This window comes from Anaerococcoides asporogena, assembly GCF_029590275.1.
Classification (GTDB): Bacteria; Bacillota; Clostridia; order Clostridiales; family Clostridiaceae; genus JG1575.
In genome coordinates this window covers 3,673,794-3,691,162 of record NZ_CP120965.1, presented here as the reverse complement: position 1 = coordinate 3,691,162, position 17,369 = coordinate 3,673,794, and the positions used below count along the sequence as shown (strand labels likewise).

Annotated in this window: 20 protein-coding genes and 2 pseudogenes; 3 read left to right on the top strand and 19 right to left on the bottom strand. The window is 47.6% G+C overall.

The features are described from left to right. Window positions 1–113: 113 nt before the first annotated feature. From P6M73_RS16800 to rpmH, 18 genes and pseudogenes are all read right to left on the bottom strand, one after another. Window positions 114–482 carry a hypothetical protein gene (locus tag P6M73_RS16800; RefSeq protein ID WP_277854151.1) on the bottom strand — a complete coding sequence of 123 codons (369 nt, stop codon included), beginning with the start codon at window positions 480–482 and terminating at the stop codon, window positions 114–116. Window positions 483–490: 8 nt separating this feature from the next. Beyond that, the gene (locus P6M73_RS16795) at window positions 491–946 is read right to left on the bottom strand and encodes a DUF1016 N-terminal domain-containing protein (protein ID WP_277854150.1); all 456 of its coding nucleotides are present in this window, start codon (window positions 944–946) and stop codon (window positions 491–493) included. A gap of 26 nt (window positions 947–972) precedes the next feature. Continuing rightward, the gene (locus P6M73_RS16790) at window positions 973–1,188 is read right to left on the bottom strand and encodes a ParB N-terminal domain-containing protein (protein WP_277855812.1); all 216 of its coding nucleotides are present in this window, start codon (window positions 1,186–1,188) and stop codon (window positions 973–975) included. Between the two features lie 193 nt (window positions 1,189–1,381). Next, complete coding sequence (locus tag P6M73_RS17115) at window positions 1,382–1,633, bottom strand: ParA family protein (protein WP_489666460.1); 252 nt, start codon at window positions 1,631–1,633, stop codon at window positions 1,382–1,384. Between the two features lie 64 nt (window positions 1,634–1,697). Continuing rightward, window positions 1,698–1,784, bottom strand: a complete 87-nt coding sequence (locus P6M73_RS17110) for a ParA family protein (protein WP_489666512.1) — start codon at window positions 1,782–1,784, stop codon at window positions 1,698–1,700. Between the two features lie 237 nt (window positions 1,785–2,021). Further along, window positions 2,022–2,165: a ParA family protein gene (locus tag P6M73_RS17105; protein WP_489666459.1), complete on the bottom strand. Its 144-nt coding sequence runs from the start codon at window positions 2,163–2,165 to the stop codon at window positions 2,022–2,024. 1,664 nt (window positions 2,166–3,829) lie between these two features. Next, window positions 3,830–4,027: a hypothetical protein gene (locus P6M73_RS16780; RefSeq protein WP_277854149.1), complete on the bottom strand. Its 198-nt coding sequence runs from the start codon at window positions 4,025–4,027 to the stop codon at window positions 3,830–3,832. A 67-nt stretch (window positions 4,028–4,094) separates the two neighbouring features. Continuing rightward, window positions 4,095–4,607, bottom strand: a complete 513-nt coding sequence (locus P6M73_RS16775) for a hypothetical protein (protein ID WP_277854148.1) — start codon at window positions 4,605–4,607, stop codon at window positions 4,095–4,097. A gap of 14 nt (window positions 4,608–4,621) precedes the next feature. Then, window positions 4,622–4,834, bottom strand: coding sequence for a hypothetical protein (locus P6M73_RS16770; RefSeq protein ID WP_277854147.1), 213 nt, complete (start codon window positions 4,832–4,834; stop codon window positions 4,622–4,624). A gap of 30 nt (window positions 4,835–4,864) precedes the next feature. Next, window positions 4,865–5,431, bottom strand: coding sequence for a hypothetical protein (locus tag P6M73_RS16765; protein WP_277853159.1), 567 nt, complete (start codon window positions 5,429–5,431; stop codon window positions 4,865–4,867). A 216-nt stretch (window positions 5,432–5,647) separates the two neighbouring features. Next, window positions 5,648–6,454 (bottom strand): 16S rRNA (guanine(527)-N(7))-methyltransferase RsmG, encoded by an 807-nt coding sequence (gene rsmG / locus P6M73_RS16760; RefSeq protein WP_277854146.1) that lies wholly within the window; start codon window positions 6,452–6,454, stop codon window positions 5,648–5,650. Between the two features lies 1 nt (window position 6,455). After that, window positions 6,456–8,327 carry a tRNA uridine-5-carboxymethylaminomethyl(34) synthesis enzyme MnmG gene (mnmG, locus tag P6M73_RS16755; RefSeq protein ID WP_277854145.1) on the bottom strand — a complete coding sequence of 624 codons (1,872 nt, stop codon included), beginning with the start codon at window positions 8,325–8,327 and terminating at the stop codon, window positions 6,456–6,458. Between the two features lie 8 nt (window positions 8,328–8,335). Beyond that, window positions 8,336–9,703: a tRNA uridine-5-carboxymethylaminomethyl(34) synthesis GTPase MnmE gene (gene mnmE, locus P6M73_RS16750; protein WP_277854144.1), complete on the bottom strand. Its 1,368-nt coding sequence runs from the start codon at window positions 9,701–9,703 to the stop codon at window positions 8,336–8,338. A 290-nt stretch (window positions 9,704–9,993) separates the two neighbouring features. Further along, on the bottom strand, window positions 9,994–10,623 hold the full coding sequence (gene jag / locus P6M73_RS16745; protein ID WP_277854143.1) for an RNA-binding cell elongation regulator Jag/EloR: 630 nt from the start codon (window positions 10,621–10,623) through the stop codon (window positions 9,994–9,996). Next, on the bottom strand, window positions 10,623–11,381 hold the full coding sequence (locus P6M73_RS16740) for a YidC/Oxa1 family membrane protein insertase (protein ID WP_277854142.1): 759 nt from the start codon (window positions 11,379–11,381) through the stop codon (window positions 10,623–10,625). The genes jag and P6M73_RS16740 overlap by 1 nt, the downstream gene beginning before the upstream one ends. An 11-nt stretch (window positions 11,382–11,392) precedes the next feature. Then, the gene (yidD, locus tag P6M73_RS17100) at window positions 11,393–11,596 is read right to left on the bottom strand and encodes a membrane protein insertion efficiency factor YidD (RefSeq protein WP_489666511.1); all 204 of its coding nucleotides are present in this window, start codon (window positions 11,594–11,596) and stop codon (window positions 11,393–11,395) included. Window positions 11,597–11,632: 36 nt separating this feature from the next. Next, window positions 11,633–11,956: pseudogene (gene rnpA / locus P6M73_RS17095) on the bottom strand (ribonuclease P protein component); the annotation flags it as partial. Between the two features lie 47 nt (window positions 11,957–12,003). After that, window positions 12,004–12,138 (bottom strand): 50S ribosomal protein L34, encoded by a 135-nt coding sequence (rpmH, locus tag P6M73_RS16725; RefSeq protein WP_277854141.1) that lies wholly within the window; start codon window positions 12,136–12,138, stop codon window positions 12,004–12,006. A 496-nt stretch (window positions 12,139–12,634) separates the two neighbouring features. Between rpmH and dnaA the strand changes: the two are divergent. The 3 genes and pseudogenes from dnaA to P6M73_RS16710 all read left to right on the top strand — a co-directional run bounded on the left by dnaA (window position 12,635) and on the right by P6M73_RS16710 (window position 15,573). After that, window positions 12,635–14,001: pseudogene (dnaA, locus tag P6M73_RS16720) on the top strand (chromosomal replication initiator protein DnaA). 259 nt (window positions 14,002–14,260) lie between these two features. Next, complete coding sequence (dnaN, locus tag P6M73_RS16715; protein ID WP_277854140.1) at window positions 14,261–15,361, top strand: DNA polymerase III subunit beta; 1,101 nt, start codon at window positions 14,261–14,263, stop codon at window positions 15,359–15,361. Then, the gene (locus tag P6M73_RS16710) at window positions 15,361–15,573 is read left to right on the top strand and encodes an RNA-binding S4 domain-containing protein (RefSeq protein WP_489666458.1); all 213 of its coding nucleotides are present in this window, start codon (window positions 15,361–15,363) and stop codon (window positions 15,571–15,573) included. Before dnaN ends, P6M73_RS16710 begins: the two co-directional genes overlap by 1 nt. Window positions 15,574–16,573: 1,000 nt before the next feature. Here P6M73_RS16710 and P6M73_RS16705 read toward each other — a convergent pair. Further along, window positions 16,574–16,999 (bottom strand): Hsp20/alpha crystallin family protein, encoded by a 426-nt coding sequence (locus P6M73_RS16705; RefSeq protein WP_277854139.1) that lies wholly within the window; start codon window positions 16,997–16,999, stop codon window positions 16,574–16,576. Window positions 17,000–17,369: the final 370 nt, after the last annotated feature.

Here is a 17,369-nt window from a genome sequence, read left to right as displayed (position 1 = left end):
GCCTCCTTTTCTTCCAGCGACAGGAGGAAGTCTGACTTGCCATCCTTGATCGGCTTGGAATAAACGGAGCAGTTGGATCCTGGCCGAAGATATTGGTAATGATTACGCCGTCTTTATGAGCATCGAGCAGTGCCAGGGAGAAGGACAGTTCCGGTCCCGCATATCCTTGAAGGCTCTGTATCGAACCACATGCCGACATTCTGAATTGCACGGGCCATATCTGATTCGAGCTTTTCCATTTTAGCTGCAACTTCCTTGAAACCGTAGAAGCCTCTTCCATTATCTGGAGATTCTCCGCAATCAGATCTTCCAGGATTTTTCCCCGTCCCACCCGGAACGTTCTCCTGCGGGTAAGCCGTCTCAATCTTGTTCAGTTTATTATACATTTTATACGATAGAACGCTCAGTCCAATAACAGCAGCCAACAAGAAAAACCAATGCCACCTCGCCACGACCGGTCCCATTTGATTTAATAAATTCATTTTCTCCCCTATTCCTCTGCCTTCAGTAAGTCGAGAATTCGCTCCAGGCCTTCCTGGTTGCAGTACTCGATTTCGATCTTGCCCCTGTTTTTGGCTTTCTGCCGAAATGTCACTTTCGTGCCGAAATAACCGCCGATTTGCTTCTCCAGATCCGCCAGGAAAATATCCTTTTTCCGTTCTCTGGATCGAAGGTCTTTCATTTTGTCATAATTCTTTATGTACTTTTCGGCATCCCGGACTGACATGCCTTCGTCAATGATCTTCTGACAGACCTTGCACTGCAGGATCCGGATCATCGACCCCGAGCAACGCCTCCGGCCATGTCCTTCAAAAATAACGCCGTCGGCCAGATAATCCAGCACTCTGAATCCAGCTGAAGAAGTCGAATGGTGTTGGAAATCGTTGTTCGCGACTTTCCCACTCCGCTGACTGATCGCTTCCTGCGTCATTTTGAAATCATCCATTAAGTTTCTTAAACGCGCCGGCTTCTTCAATCGGATTGAGATCCTGACGCTGAATGTTTTCTACGAGAGATACTTCCATTGAAGTTCCCGACGTTTGTCAGATCCATTTCTACGACCGGAACTTCCTTGAGGCCGGCCTTTTTCGCCGCTCTCCATCTGCGTTCTCCCGCTACAATGATATAATCGCTTCCGGCCTTATCCCTGGTAACCAGGATCGGCTGAATGACTCCGTGTTCTTTGATGGATCTCGGTCGTTCAAGCAGCCTTGTCTCATCAAAATGTTTTCTTTGGCTGTTCCTTATTGGGTTTCAGTTGGTTGATGCCTTACTTGGTCCGAAGGCTTAACGGCGGATTCTGTCTTCTTCGCCGGGTCTTCCGTTGGCAATAAGGGAATCCAGTCCTTTTCCCAGACCGAATTTTGCTCATTATTTCTCCTTATTCTTTTTCAGGAAACCTCTTTACCAGATCCTCAAAGCGCTTCTGCCCCTTGCAGCGGGCATCGAACTGATAGATGGGCAACCCAAAACTGGTGCCTCTCAAGCCAGACGGACATTCTGGAGGAATCGTACAGCGGTATACGGAGCGCACCGAAATGTTTTTCAATTCTTTAGCTACTTCCAGATGAAGATTTTTGCGTGGGTCGTACATCGTAAGGAGAACTCCTTCGATTGCCAGATCTTTATTCAAGCTCTTTATTGACCCTTTGAAATGGTATCAAAAACAGATGGACTGATTCTCCAAAGCATAAAATTCACTTTGCATGGGAAATAATCACAGAAGTCGGATGCCGTCCCAGCGCATTGATGCTGAGCAGTCCCAGTGAGGGTGGGCAATCCAAAAAAATATAATCAAACTGGGACGGAGTCTCAATTTCTTTTTAAACGTTCAGCCATGAACTTTTTCCTCGGTCTTTGATTTGCAGTGAAAGCTCAATATCCGCTCCAGCCATGGTGCATGCTGGCAGGAATTATATAGAGCCCCGGGACAGTTTCAACAGGCTGAATCAGGTCACTGACCGGGATATCTCCCAGCAGCAGATCATAAGTAGAGAGGGTTTGTTCCCGCTTATCGATGCCTAGTCCGGATGTTGTGTTTCCTGCGGATCCATGTCGATGGTCAGTACCTTTTTCTTCTTCAACGCCAGACCCGCGGCCAGATTGATGTTGGTAGTGGTTTTGCCAACGCCGCCCTTCTGGTTGAATATACTGATTACTTTCAAATGGCATTCTCCCTTACTTTAATTTATTATAACCAAAAGCCGTCCGTCTGAGTGGCTGTGAAAAAGCATTTCAGCGAACTTTACAAATGTCGTACAAGTCCATTTTTTTATTTCCAAATCAAGTAAATTTTGAATCTTTTTTTTAGGCATATCCTATTTATCCACTGAATCAGTTGATTATTTTGTCAATATTCCTTCGAAGAAGTTGATAAATCATTATCCCACTCTCGAACATTGATTCGATCTTCATAATCAGTTTGATCAATTCGGAAATTTGGGCTAAAATTTTGTGCTCATAACATGTTTCACGTGAAACATTTGAACCTTTGCTCTACTAATTTTACCATAAATACCAAGTTATTTATGCATCTATCCCGATAAATCGAAAAGAATTTCCAACAGTTCCATTCATGCTTTGGGCTAAATTAGCCCAGCTGTGAAATTACCTGTTCTTCCACTCTTTAAATACTATTCACAGTATGGCCGAATGAATGTTTCACGTGAAACATCCTCGCTCCCAGGGGCTTCTTAATCTACCAATTGACCTGGATTTACTGGATTAGTATTCAATTTAATTCGGGCTTTTTTATCAGTTTTAAGGGATTGTAACAAACTTTAAGAAAAAATGTTTCACGTGAAACATCTTCTTCCATTTTAGCAGGTGTCATAGCTAAAGCCTGGACTTTTGCTGATGACCAGAATCTTATCAGTATGATTAAGTTCGTTCTAATAATCAATAGTCGTGCTTCTTCACAAAAATTATGCGACCAAATGTTTCACATGAAACATTTGGTCGCTTTCAAAGAACCAATGCAGGTATACTATGATTTATTATTTCATTCCTGGATCCGTACAATGGCTCCTGCATCGGATCATAATTTTGCTGCCTGCCAGTACAATAATAATATGCCCGTCAATTGGTTTTTACCTCTGAGTTTAGCACCTCATACAGCTTTCATTTCCAGTTCATCTCCAAGTTCGATGGAAGATCGTTCATGTGGACTAGATATTTACATTCATTGCGTGTTTTTGTGGATACCTTTACCCATCAATTGATTTTGCTTTGTACTTCAATCAAATAAATGCTCTTTTTTATCATGTTATCCACACCAGTTGGTTTCACGTTGAACTTATATTCTTCCTCATTCCATTATTAAGCAGAAATGAAGATGTGTTATCCACAATGAGAACTTAAAATTGTGGATAACACATAATAGTAACCAAAACAAAACGTTATAATCATTTTTTCTTCAGAAAACATGTGTATCCTGTTGATAAGTACGTTTCCAACGAAGTATTTTTAGGGCATTTTTATTAATATTAACAACTTTTTTCTGAGTAATCCACCGACTTATCCACATTATATGGACCATTTGGGGATAAATCAGTGGATTATTTTGGGAATAGTTTCTAATTGACTCAGATGCTCATAAACCAATGAAAATCATGGACTTATGCACAGATCAAGAATTCGATTCTTGATTACTTCCATTATTCAATGGATAACCTGAAATTATTGTCCAGACAATCTACAAGACTCCTATTATAAAGCGATCAGACTCGAGTTGTCTTCAACTCATATATGATCCGATCTTAGAAAGACGGATCACAAAAAATAGATTACAAAGATGAATTATAACCCAAATTCCCGGGAATTCTATAGTCTACACTTCAAAGTGGAGAATGGTTTGAAGAAATTCCTCCGGTTCGATGGCGAACGCGCTAAGAATGTCCTTTTGTTTCCTGGTCAGTGGCTGGAGCAAACTGCAGCCTGATCCATAATCGGTCCGCTTGATCGTTCCCATCTGTTTGACCAACCGGTTGATGGATTTCTCCCCGCTGTTTTTCCCATGATTGGTCAAATCCGACCACAGAATAAGACTCAAAAAGGCGACAAAGGCTTTCCTTCTGTCGTCTTTTCTGTGTGCGTCAGAAAGCGGTCATAGTCGATGCTGTTTTTAAATTCTGGAAGGCCTTCTCCACCGTGTCCCGTCGCCCATAAAGTCGTAGTGCCTCCTCTGCGCTCTTATCCTGGGTATTGCTCAGCAGGCAGAACATGCCGGCCAGCTCAATCATCTCGGTGATCTTCTCGTGATTGCGTTCGTACTCCTCAATCGGTGATGCATTGCGTGTCACATCATAATACTTGTTATACCGAGTAATACTGATGGGCTTCATCTGATTTTGCAGCTCTTCCTCGAGACGATCAACATGCTGGTAGATCCGGGCTTCTTCATCCGCCGCACTGGATGTGTTCAGGTAGATGTGGAGGGTATAGGGCAACTCATTGATCTGGATCACTTTGGACAGTCCATAGCAGCTGGTCTGGGGGATGTGATAACGAGAGTGACGGATCACCGCGGTTGCCTCGATTAATGCCTGACGATAGATTTTCTGGGATTTGGGAGCAGCCATCAGGAAATTGAGTTGGTTCTGGGCCATGAAGCTCAGATTGTCTAGGTGAGAAAGCCTCGATCCATGATGTAGAACAAATCATTGAGACCGACCAATTCGCCCAATTCCATCATATAGGGGAAAAAGGCCTTGTCCACGATACTTCCGCTGTAGATCTCATAGCAAAGCGGGAGGGCTGTCTTGGTGCCATAAAGCATGCCGATGTTGAGTTGCGGTAGGGTTTCCTGATCCCGATTATAGCCGTACTCTGCCATTTGGATCTCCACATAGGTCGATATGTTTCGTCACATCATAAGCCAGGGTCTGTTCCTCGTCTTTGTGGAAAGCACTCCAGAGCTTAAAAACCGAAAGCGCTGCTCTTCGCTGATCTGTGCAAACAGTTCGCTGCTGCGCTGGGAATTCAGACTGAGCCTTGTAGAAAGTAGGCTCTCCCGGATGAACAGATCCAGATTCATCATGACATTGCCTTCGCAGACCATATAGATGGCCATCGCCAAAAGCTCTTGTGCCTGCAAGGGAAATACCTGTTGTAAAGCCTTGGTCAATCCAATAGCCTCAGCTCGCTGCCACAACAGAGCGATATGACCAGCCGCCAGAACCTCTTGAGGCGGGGTCAGGGAAATGGCATCGACTGGCAGCGGATAGAACTCAGTGAATCGTTCATTGGGGATCATCCAACCGGGACGAGTAGGATCCTCTTTGCCAATGGCAACTTCCTTGGCTGTAGGGGTACCCAATGCGTTTCTGTAGCGTTTTTCGACATGATAGACGCGTCTGGGCTTATCCGGGCCATCTTTTTTGTAGGTGATGCGCTCGGTGGGAATTGGGATTGAAATATTGAGCATTGCCATAATATCCCTCCTCTGTAGACTACTTATATTATAGTCTACAGAGGGGTAATAAGCAAGATAAAAATAAATTAAGTCACAGAGCCATCTCATATGAAATCGGCTCTGTGACTTAATTCGAGGAAAATCCAACATCTATGTCACCCAATTGGGGGATCAAACCGAAGGTGTAGACTATACTATTTCCGGGAATTGGGGTTATAAAACGGCAGCAATGTTTCACGTGAAACATTGCTGCCGTGGAGAATGTTTTTCTGAGTACTGTCTACAGAGAATTAGTTGGATTTTAACTTTTGCCCAGAAGGGTCTTGTATCGTTCCGTGTCTTTTTAATTTGGGCGAATTTTCTTGGAAAATTCGAGCTGGTTGCGTTGATTTTGATCAATACGAGGTTGTGCTCGTATTCATCTAAATCAGGCACCTGTTCAATTTTGACAAGACTTGAAGACAATTCATGAAACAGCTTGGGATTCAGTTTAACCTCAGCTTCAATACCCGGACCCTTCATAGCGACGAAATAATGATTCGGTGCGACGAAGGGCAAGCAGAATTCCATCAGTGTGGGAAGTACTGCCACCGCTCTGGATACCGCCAAATCATAGTGATCGCGATGAGATGTTTCACGTGAAACATCTTCAGCTCGACCATGAATGAAATGAACACCCGCTAAACCAAGCTGATTCGTTACTTCCTTTAGAAAGATCAGTCGTTTATTCAGTGGATCCAGGCAAGTCAGTTCAATCGAATTATCCAGGATTTTCATCGGAAGGCCGGGGAATCCGGCCCCCGTACCAACGTCAATGACAGATTTCGATTGTTTGACCTCATTCAAGCGGAAAATAGTGATCGAATCTGCGAAATGTTTCAGGAAAATTCCGTCATCATCGATAATTGCTGTCAGGTTCAGGTGTTGGTTCCATTCCTGCAGCAGATTTTTATAAAGAACAAATCGCTCAAATGTTTCACGTGAAACATCCATTTCCATTGGTTCAGCGATCCGTCGGAGCATATCATAGTGCTGGTTCATATTACCTCCTGGATTCCAGATAAATTAAAAGGACATTGATATCAGCAGGGGAGACTCCCGAGATTCGAGATGCCTGGCCCAGGTTCAGCGGTCGTAATTGATCCAGCTTCAGCTGTGCTTCCTTGCGCAGTCCTTTGATTGTTAAATAGTTAACCTCATCCGGAATCAACCGATTTTCCATCTTGCGGAACTGATTGATTTTCTCCTGTTCCTTTTGAATGTATCCTTCGTATTTGATTTGAATATTAATTTCGTCCCGGATATCCTTCCTCAATGGCATGCGGTTCGGATCCAGGGGCGACAGTTTGTCATAATCCAGTTCTGGGCGCTTGATCAGGTCATACAGGCTCGTGGCTTTCTTAATCTCAGTGCTGCCCAGTTTAATCATGACTTCGTTTTGGTCCGCCTTGCCGGTAAGGACCTCTTCCTTCAGCCGGTGTTTCTCCCGACCGATGGCTTCCTTGCGCTCCATATACCGGGCCCAGCGCTCATCATTGACCAAACCAACTTGTCGGCCAAGTTCCGTCAGCCGAAGATCCGCATTGTCCTGTCTTAACTCCAGACGATATTCCGATCGGGCCGTCATCATTCGATAGGGTTCATTGGTCCCCTTGGTGACCAGATCGTCCACCAGTACGCCGATATACCCCTGAGAACGGTCGATCATCACGGGCTCCCGATGCTGTATGGCCAATGCGGCATTGATGCCAGCCAGAATTCCCTGACCGGCAGCTTCCTCATAGCCAGAGGTTCCATTGATCTGGCCGGCACTGAACAAGTTTCGGATTGTTTTGAATTCAAGGGTCGGTTTCAACTGCAGGGGATCAATGCAGTCATATTCAATGGCGTATCCCGGACGGGTGATTTCCGCCTGCTCCAAACCAGGTACAGAACGGAGGAATTCAATTTGGACATCCTCCGGCAGCGATGATGACATACCTTGTATATACATCTCTTGGCTGGATTCACTTTCCGGTTCAATAAAGATCTGATGACGTTCTTTATCCGGAAATTTCATCAGCTTGTCCTCGATCGAAGGGCAGTAGCGCGGCCCGACCCCCTCGATGGATCCATTGTAGAGAGGGGAGCGATGGATATTCCGGCGGATTATTTCATGGGTCAGGGGAGCGGTATAGGTCAGGTGGCAGCTGACCTGGTCCACCCGGTCCAGCGTTTCGGTCAGGAACGAGAACGGGTAAATCTCGGAATCACCGGTCTGCTCCTCCATGACGGAAAAGTCGATGCTTCGCTTATGGACCCGGGCAGGGGTACCGGTTTTAAACCGTCTCAGGGCAATGCCCAGGTCGAGCAGATTCTGGGAGAGGTCCCGAGCCGGCTGAAGTCCGCTGGGGCCAGACTCATAACTGGTTTCTCCAATAATGATTTTTCCTTTCAGATACGTTCCGGTGCACAGGATGACGGCTTTTGCCGGAAGGTATGCCCCGTTCTTGGTGGTGACGCCCTGAATGACTCCGTCTGTCACATTCAAAGCGGTTGCCTCTACCTGATAGAGGGTCAAACCGTCCTGAGCTTCCAGCGTCTTGATCATTTCTTCCTGGTAGCGTTTCTTGTCAGCCTGGGCCCGCAGTGAATGAACTGCGGGACCCCGGGATGTATTGAGCATCCGGGACTGGATAAAAGTCTTATCAATATTCAGGCCCATCTGTCCGCCCAGAGCATCCACTTCCCGGACCAGATGACCCTTGGCTGTTCCTCCGATGTTTGGATTGCAGGGGAGGAAGGCAATAGAATCGATGTTCATGGTCAGCAGGATGGTTTTCATCCCCAGGCGGGCACTGGCCAGAGCAGCTTCCGCTCCCGCATGGCCGCCGCCGATCACGATCACATCGTATGATTGTCCTTGATATGGCATTATTTCACCTACTTTCCGATACAGAAGCCGGAGAAGATCTTGTCAACCAGATCCTCCTGCAGCGTATCACCTGTTATTTCGCCCAGACTGGACCAGGCTGCATGAACATCGATGGTTACAAGATCCATCGGCACAGCCAGCTCGATGGCAGCAACCGCATCCATAAGGGCCTGCTGGGCCTGCATCAGTGCTTCCTTATGTCTGGCTGAGGTAACCAGTGTTTCATCAAAGCCGGAGGCATCCTCCAGGCTCATGGCATGAATGCGCTCCCGCAGCCGGTCCAGCCCATAATTGTTCAGCGCCGAGATCACAGTGGCATCTTGAAGGATGTCCTCCGGAATTTCAGCCACCTTGGGCAGGTCTTCCTTATTAAGCAGCAGGATTCGTTTGCGGCCGGCCGTCTGCTCCAGCAGTTCATGATCTTCCTCACTTAAGTGTCTGGACAGGTCCAGCACCAGGATAATGAGATCCGCTTCTTCCAGGCTGCGGCGGGATCGCTCCACACCGATGGATTCCACCAGATCCTGAGTCTCGCGGATCCCTGCCGTGTCGGTCAGACGGATCGGAATCCCCTCCAGATTGATGTATTCTTCAATGACATCGCGCGTCGTTCCCGGAATTTCGGTGACGATGGCCCGCTGTTCCTCCAGCAGCGCGTTGAGCAGAGAGGACTTACCGACATTCGGCTTGCCGGCAATGACCACCTTGATGCCCTCGCGCAGCAGCTTGCCTTTTTCTGCAGTGGCCAGAAGCTGTTCAATTTCGGTGTAGATTGCCTCCAGTTCCTGCGCCAGCTTCAGATCGGAGGACCGATCCAGGTCATCATCCGGAAAGTCCAGCGTAACTTCAATTTTGGCCATGACGTTCATCAGTTCATCCCTCAGTTCCAGGATGCGCCGGGACAGCTTGCCCCGGCTCTGATCGTTGGCTGAGCGCAGAGCGGCATCGGTCCGGGACTGAATGATGTCCATGACTGCTTCCGCCTGGGAGAGGTCAATCCGCCCATTTAAAAATGCCCGTTTGGTAAATTCTCCGGGCTGAGCCAGTCGAACGCCCTGCTCCAGAATTCGTTCCAGAATGCGGCGGACGGGGAGGGGACCGCCATGGCAGGAAATCTCGATGACATCCTCTCCGGTGTAGCTTCTGGGTCCTTTGAAGTAGCTGACCAGAACCTCGTCAATCACACTGCCGTCTTGTTGAAGAATGTGGCCGTAGCGAATGGAAAACGGCCTGATGTCCGTCAGCTGCCGTCCCCGAATGCCCCGGAAAATCCGGCTCGCAACGGGCAGAGCCGCCTCCCCGGATAACCGGATCACGCTGATGGAACTTAAACTGGCCGAAGTGGCTACTCCCACTATGGTCTTATTATCTATCATTACTGTTCACCATATCTTTCTGCCGGTCCCTCGACTCGATGAAGCACGTTCCGGCCGGCTGTTGCTGAGGTTGCCGCGGTGATCCCTGATCGGACCGGCGGTTGACCGTGTATTTTCCACTGTTGGGACTGCTGCATGAACTGCAGCGATCACCCAGAGGAAACTGTTCTTTATCATTATATCTGATCTGTCAAAAAAACGAATGACACCGGCCGTCATTTCTTCCAGGCATAGAACAAAGACATCATCCGGCAGGATAATGTCTTTGTTTTATGCTTCCATTCAGTTGGTTATTTCTGGTCAAGTTCCACAACAACCTTCCGGTAAGGCTCTTCCCCTTCGGAATGGGTTTTAACATTCGGATAATCCTGCAGTCTGGAGTGGATGATTCGACGCTCGTAGGGATTCATTGGATCGAGTTTGATGCTCTTGCCGTACTTGGTGACTTTCCAGGCGGTTTTCTCAGCCAGATGCTTGAGGGTTTCTTCCCGCTTTTCACGATAACCTTCGGTATCAATGATGACTCGGGTGTATTCCTCACGGCTCCGTTCCTTGTTGATTGCCAGGTTCGTCAGATACTGGAGCGCATCCAGCGTTTCCCCGCGGTAGCCGATGATCAGGCCCATCTTGGGTCCGGCCAGGTTGACACGGATATTGCCGTCTTCTTCGCGTACTCTGATCTCCGCCATCAGTCCCATCTTATCAAGGATGGAGCGGATGAAGTGTTTTGCCTTGTCGGTCAGGGGTTCCGCTTTGCGGGTCGCCTGAACGATGAATGGTTTGGCGCCGAATCCGAGGATCCCTTTGGAGCCTTCTTCAAGCACCTGATATTCCATCTGGTCCAATGTGCAGCCTAAGCTGGCTCTGGCAGCTTCTACAGCTTCTTCCAGTGTTTTTCCTGTTGCTTTCAATGCTTCCATTATTTTCTGATCACCTTATTTCTTTTCCTTTTCTTTTCCGGTTCCGGAAGGTCAGGGACGATCACAGGGTTTGGTTCATTCCCCTGAACTTTGTTCATGATGAGCTGCTGGAAAATCCGGAAAATGTTTCCGGTGATCCAGTACAGTCCCAGAGCAGCGGGGGAGGACCAGGTGAACCAGCCGATCATGAGTGCCATGACGTAGTTCATGGTATTCATCTGCTTGGCCTGAGCCTTTGCTTCGGCTGACATGTTCTTCTCATTGGCTTTCTGAGTAATCCAGGTTGAGAGGAGCATGGTAAGAACGGTCAGAATGGTCAGTGGCAGATTATTGTTGTCTGCCAGATCATTAATCAAGGGTCTGAGGAATCCCATCCCACCGATGGTTCCATCCTTCGCCAGCTGATTAAAGACGTTGAACAGCGCAATGAACAGGGGCCACTGAATCAACATGGGCAGGCATCCACCCCACATGCTGACGTTGTTTTCCTTCATCAGCTTGGACTGTGCTTCCTGAAGCTTGGCAGGATCATTCTTGAAACGCTCCTGGATCTTCTTCAGCTCCGGCTGGATCATGCTCATTTTCTTCGAACTCACCATGGCTTTCCAGTTCAGCGGAAAGACGATGATGTTGAAAAGAACTGTGAAAAGCACAATGGACAATCCCCATCGTGTTCCGGGATCAGCGATATAGCTGCCCAAAAATTGATTCAGGATGTCAAAAACTGTCCTGAACACATTGTTAATACTCTGTTGCAACGGAATTCCTCCTAGTCTTTATCAACCGGATCATAAATGGCTCCCCGATAAAAGGGATGACACCGCAATATCCGTTTCACGGCCATCCAGGAACCCTTGAGAGCTCCATACTTTTCGATCGCTTCCAGGGAATACTGGGAGCAAGTGGGGATGAACCGGCAGCTGGGTCGTGTATTCGGAGAAATATTTCTCTGATAAAACTTAACCAGGCTGATTAGTACTTTTTCATGTTTAATTCCCGCTTTCTTATACAAATAGCGGACCGATGACAGCACTTCATGATAAGTTTTGCCAACGATGGGGTTTCTGGCGACGAATACCAGGTCAAATCCTTGGACTGTATCTTCCCTGGAAAGTCGTGCGGCCTCCTGGATCAGCCGTTTTACACGGCTTCGGGTAACGCTGTTTCCAACTTTCTTGCTGACGGAGATCCCAATTCGGTTGAACGGTTCTCCATTCAGAACATTTCGTGGATTCTTCAGTTTGTAGAGCACCAGCATATCACTGGCACAAGACCTGCCTCTTCTGTATACGTTCCGGAACTCCTGGTTTTTCCTGAGTCTTTCATGTTTCACAGAAGTGTTCCTCTTTCCTTACAGAAAAAGGCCACATAATGCGGCCCTTAAGCTGTTAATCTTTTTCTGCCCTTAAGTTTTCTTCTCTTAAGTACATTTCTTCCATTCTTGGTTGCCATTCTCTTTCTGAAGCCGTGTTCTTTCTTTCTCTGCTTCTTCTTTGGCTGATACGTCATGAACATATATCTACACCTCCTCCGGGTCTATTCGCAATTAATGCATTTTAAGTGATACTAGATTATTATACTCATGTGTTTTTAGTGTGTCAAGAAAGTTATGCCCAAGTGGTCCAGGGTATTTTAGCCCAGATTTCTGTGGATAACTTATTGTTTTAGTAAACCCAACTATGTTATCATTAAAACACGAAAACTGCGGAACCCATTGGAATCACTAGATTCTCAGCGGGTCCTCATTTTATTTTATCCCCATTATATCACAAGATCCTGTGGATAACTTCGGGCCTGTGATTAACTTGTGGATAACATGTGAAATTACTTTGGAGAAAATTTAAGCCACACGACATAAAATCAAGCATCGCAAAGATGCAGCGGTCATCCGGCCAGTGGAAAAGCATCATGGGTTCCCTGTGCATAGATTCCGAAGAACGAACGCGACCGTAACATTATACACAGCTGTGGATTGAACTTATCAACATAAGATCAAAGGAGACTATCGAACATGAGGGACAATCTGGAAGGCATCTGGCAGGATGTGCTAAAGATTATTGAAGATGAAATAATGGCCCCGGTCAGTTTCAAAACCTGGTTTTTACCGATTCGGCCGGAGAAAATCGCAGACCGAAAACTCACATTAAGTGTACCAAACAAGATGATCCGCGAGATCATTGAGCAAAAATATATGGATCTGCTGAAAAACTCCGTGGCCCATGTAACCAGGCAGGATTTAGCCATCGATATCATCATCGGTGATCTTCCCGATTCTGAGTTGTCCGTCGAGGAGAAAAAAAGCAAGGAAGAAGCCAGACCCCAAAACCGACAGCAGGCAATGGAAACGGCAGCGATGCAGGCAATCTCAATCCGAAATACACGTTTGAGACCTTCGTCATCGGTAATTCCAACCGGTTCGCCCATGCGGCCTGCCTGGCTGTTGCCGATTCACCCAATGAAACCTATAATCCACTGTTCATATACGGCGGAGTCGGGCTGGGTAAGACCCATCTGATGCATGCCATTGGCCACCGCATCAAGGAAAAGAATCGAAATGCCCGCGTTGTGTATGTCTCCTCGGAAAAATTCATGAATGAAATGATCCATTCCATCCAGAATAACTCCAACGAGGCCTTCCGGGAAAAATACCGCAAAAATGTTGATGTGATCCTGATCGATGACATCCAATTTATTGCGGGCAAGGAAAGCACGCAGCAGGAACTGTTCCATACCTTCAACGAACTGAAGGATTCCAACAAGCAAATCATCCTGTCCTCGGACCGCCCGCCCAATGAAATCCCCACGTTGGAAGACCGGCTTCGCACCCGGTTTGCTTCAGGGCTCATCGCCGATATCGAAGCACCGGATTTTGAAACACGAGTCGCTATATTAAAGAAGAAAGCCGAAGCAGACAAGATTAGTGTACCGGATGATATCCTTATATACATCGCCACCAAAATCAAATCCAACATCCGTGAACTGGAAGGCGCCCTGATCCGGGTCATGGCCTACGCGCGTCTGACGGATGAAGCGATCACGGTGGATCTGGCGACAGAAGCGCTGAAGGATCTAGTCTCCGAGTCACGAAACAGAGAACTTTCTGTTGAACTGATTCAGGAAGTAGTTGCCAATTATTATAATTTATCCGTTGATGACCTGAAGGGGCAGCGCCGTACCAGAAATGTGGCCATGCCGCGCCAGATCGCAATGTATCTTTCCCGTACCCTGACATCCACCTCCCTGCCAAAAATCGGCGAGGAATTCAATAAGGACCACACCACGGTCATGCATGCCTACACGAAGATCCACGAAGCACTGGCAAGTGATTCATCCTTAAAAACCACAGTGGACAACATCACCAAAAAGCTCAGCAATTAATCCACAAAACTACGCATAGCCCGCTGTGCATTCCCTGTGGATGGTCTGACAGTCTTTCCAGCCTGTTGATAACCCCCTGTTTTATCCTTCGGTTATCCGAAGCGTCATCCACGGGCCAAAGCCTTGCGCCAGGCCGATAATAACCACATATCAACAAATTCACAGCCCCTACTACAAACTACTGTTTTAGAACAATAAATAATCAATAAAAAAGGGTCAACCCGACACCTGTTGATAACCAAGCGATGGAGGAAAAACAATGATTCTCAAGGTGAATAAAAAAGATCTGGTCGATGCCGTCAATGTTGTCCAAAAAGCTGTTGCAGCCAAATCTCCCATTCCGATCCTGGAAGGCATCCTGGTGGAAGCCAAGGGAGGCACATTGACTCTGCGGGGAACCGATGTCGATGTCTCCATGGAGACATCCTTTCCCACGGAAATTCATGAGGAAGGCCGCATCGTCGTGGACTCACGCATGTTCGGAGACATCATCCGCAAGCTACCCAACAACATCATCACCCTGGAAACAGCTGACAACAACACGGTCACCATTTCAGCCGAAAAATCAGTCCTGAATCTGCTCTACATGGATCCCACTGATTTCCCGGTTTTCCCGGAGGTCGAGGAAACCACTTCACTGTCCCTGACTCAGAGCGGACTCAAGAACATGGTTCGTAAAGTCCTGTCCTCCGTAGCCACAGAAGACACCCGGCCGATTCTTATGGGCATGCTGTTTGAAGCAGCCGATGGCAAACTGAACATGGTTGGGCTGGATGGTTATCGCATGGCTATGGTCACGGAAGAACTCGAGACTCCGGTGGAGATCAAGCGGGTTATATCCGGCAAGACCTTACGGGACCTGTTATCCGTGATTCAGGATTCCGACGAGGAAGTCCGGCTTTCCTTCACGGACAATCACGTCCTGTTTGAGCTGGGTAAAACCCGGATTATATCCCGTCTGCTCCAGGGCGACTACCTGAAGTACCAGAACATGATCCCCGATTACTCCAAACTCAGCGTCGTCATAGACAAGAATGAGTTCCGCGATGCGACGGAGCGGGCTTCGGTTATGGCCAATGAAGGCACCTCAAACCTGATTAAATTCCTGTTTGAAGACAATACCCTGGTCATCACCTCCAACTCAAAACTGGGAAAACTCCGGGAAGAAGTCTACGGCGAAATGACCGGGGAATCACTGGAAATTGCCTTTAACGCCAAATACATTATCGACATCCTGAAAACCATGGATGAGGACAAGATCGTGATGGAGATGACCTCCAACATCTCGCCCTGCATTGTTCGGCCGGAAGACAACGACAAGAGCCTGTATCTTGTGCTCCCGGTTCGGATCGCCCGGTAATGGCCATGATCGAAATCAAAATCGATACGGAGTTTATCCGGCTGGATTCTCTGCTGAAACTGGCGGGTCTGGCATCCATGGGCGGTGAAGCCAAGCATTTTATCCAGGATGGGCTGGTCCGGCTCAACGGTACGGTCTGTACTGAGCGCTCCAAAAAGATTCGTCCTGGTGATGTCGTGGAATTCAGCGGACAGAAAGTCACGGTGAAATAGCCCCGGGGTTTTTAGCCCAAAAAAGGCTCAATCACTTTTTATGTGGGATTATGATTTTCCCTGTTTACACGGAGAGGTCGACGTGGTAGCCTGACTGGCCGACTAGCCCAGCATTTATGCAGCATAGCGGCAAGGCTGGCGGAACCACGCCGACAGAGGCTCCATGTCAACTTGGGAAAATCCCACAGTTTTTGTGATTGACCCCCAAAAAACACAATTTATTTTTTAGCGCCTTATTTCCTGGACAAAACGCTGACATTCCCTGGTATTCCCAGACATTTCTCTGTGGGTGAGCAGGGGACTGTCTCGCTTTGACATCAGAAAAAAACTGAATTTGACTTAGCCCAGGTTCACAGCTTTTCCAGAGGCCAGGGAATTCGAATGACCATCGAATGATCTGCTCGGCTTGATGTGAACTCCTAATCAGGCAGGTCAGATCACCGTAAGATAACTAGCCTGGTTTATCGAGGATTGCAGGTCAGTGATCTGACCCGGCCTCGGCCGCCGACCTTCTCTTGATCTGCCCCTGATTTCGAAGATCGGCTTTTGGAGATTCTTGCGGGAAATCCGTACGACCCCGCAGACCGATCGACCTCGCGGATCACAACCGAATGATTCCTGGGCTACATCATTGGGTGAGGCTTTCGCCATCCATCCCGGTCACCCTGACAAGGTTCACGGCCGGGTCCGACGACGCTCCTGGCTGATGAAGGTGACACTGGTTTACTGAATCCACCCAGGATAATGTTTTTCTGGCTGTGGCCAGACTCCGTCTGTGCGACCGCAGGATCCGCAAAGGATTCGATGCATCGGTGTCATGGGCTGGCAGCTCCCGAACTGCTCCAGCCCTGACAGGACAATCCGGGGAATCATTCGAACCTCGCCGAGCTTCTCGCCTCTCAGCCAAGCGAGGCAAGAAGCCGAGCACTCCTGTCGGTGCCATGTGTCCGGATAAAGAACAGCTCACGGAAGACTCTTCTTCCGTGAGCTGTCTATAGCCCTATTTAATTTCTATCTCGCGGACATTGGTTTCCGGTTCCTTTTCTTTCTTGGGGAGGGTGATCCGAAGGATGCCGTTGTCCAGGGCTGCAGTAATTTCATCGGCTTTGACATTTTCCAGGATGATCTGACGCTTGCTGGAAGAGGAGTAGCGCTCTCTCATCATGTACCGCTTTTCCTCGTTTTCCTCTTTTTTCTCTTCCGTCTTTTCGGTCTGAATGGTCAGGACATTGTCTTTGTAGTGGATTTTGATATTTTCCTTGGCAATGCCAGGCATGTCAGCTTCCAGAAGGAAATGGTCGCCTTCGTCCTTCAGGTCGATGGCCAGTGAGTTTTTATGATCGGTCAGACTGTCAAAGAATTTTCGGAAGAAGCGGTCTTCCGGCATCAGCGACGGACCGGTCAGCATAGGGAATAAATCAGCCATTTTCTTAACCTCCGTTCCATAAAATTCAAAGCAGGTTCGGCCTGTTCCTAACTTCAATATAGGACGGACTGCCCATGAATGAAATGAGAATCAGGGGATTTTGAAGGCATCTGAACCAGCTGACAGCAGATCTGGGTATAATAGCTGACAAAAGCTTATATTCTCTAAGCAAGGCTTTGATTCTCTAAGTACTTTGACTGGAGACCTGATACAGGGTTGGAAAAAGCAGAAGTCCGGCGACTCTCCAAAAAATGGCAATAAAAATTCGCTTTTGATAGAAAACAACTGGAATTTGCAGCTGTATACTAAGTGGAATGATAAATTTTAAGTCTTTTACAGGATGATTTATCAATGATTTTCAGAGGTCTGA

Excerpts from the sequence above, each read along its gene's own strand:
- P6M73_RS16795 (WP_277854150.1), bottom strand. The coding sequence starts at position 946 with ATGGATGATTTCAAAATGACGCAGGAAGCGATCAGTCAGCGGAGTGGG.
- P6M73_RS16765 (WP_277853159.1), bottom strand. The coding sequence starts at position 5,431 with ATGGCAATGCTCAATATTTCAATCCCAATTCCCACCGAGCGCATCACC.
- P6M73_RS16770 (WP_277854147.1), bottom strand. The coding sequence starts at position 4,834 with ATGGCAGAGTACGGCTATAATCGGGATCAGGAAACCCTACCGCAACTC.
- rsmG (WP_277854146.1), bottom strand. The coding sequence starts at position 6,454 with ATGAACCAGCACTATGATATGCTCCGACGGATCGCTGAACCAATGGAA.
- dnaN (WP_277854140.1), top strand. The coding sequence starts at position 14,261 with ATGATTCTCAAGGTGAATAAAAAAGATCTGGTCGATGCCGTCAATGTT.
- P6M73_RS16775 (WP_277854148.1), bottom strand. The coding sequence starts at position 4,607 with ATGGCCCAGAACCAACTCAATTTCCTGATGGCTGCTCCCAAATCCCAG.
- mnmE (WP_277854144.1), bottom strand. The coding sequence starts at position 9,703 with ATGATAGATAATAAGACCATAGTGGGAGTAGCCACTTCGGCCAGTTTA.
- P6M73_RS16800 (WP_277854151.1), bottom strand. The coding sequence starts at position 482 with ATGAATTTATTAAATCAAATGGGACCGGTCGTGGCGAGGTGGCATTGG.
- rpmH (WP_277854141.1), bottom strand. The coding sequence starts at position 12,138 with ATGTTCATGACGTATCAGCCAAAGAAGAAGCAGAGAAAGAAAGAACAC.
- jag (WP_277854143.1), bottom strand. The coding sequence starts at position 10,623 with ATGGAAGCATTGAAAGCAACAGGAAAAACACTGGAAGAAGCTGTAGAA.
- mnmG (WP_277854145.1), bottom strand. The coding sequence starts at position 8,327 with ATGCCATATCAAGGACAATCATACGATGTGATCGTGATCGGCGGCGGC.
- P6M73_RS16710 (WP_489666458.1), top strand. The coding sequence starts at position 15,361 with ATGGCCATGATCGAAATCAAAATCGATACGGAGTTTATCCGGCTGGAT.
- P6M73_RS16705 (WP_277854139.1), bottom strand. The coding sequence starts at position 16,999 with ATGGCTGATTTATTCCCTATGCTGACCGGTCCGTCGCTGATGCCGGAA.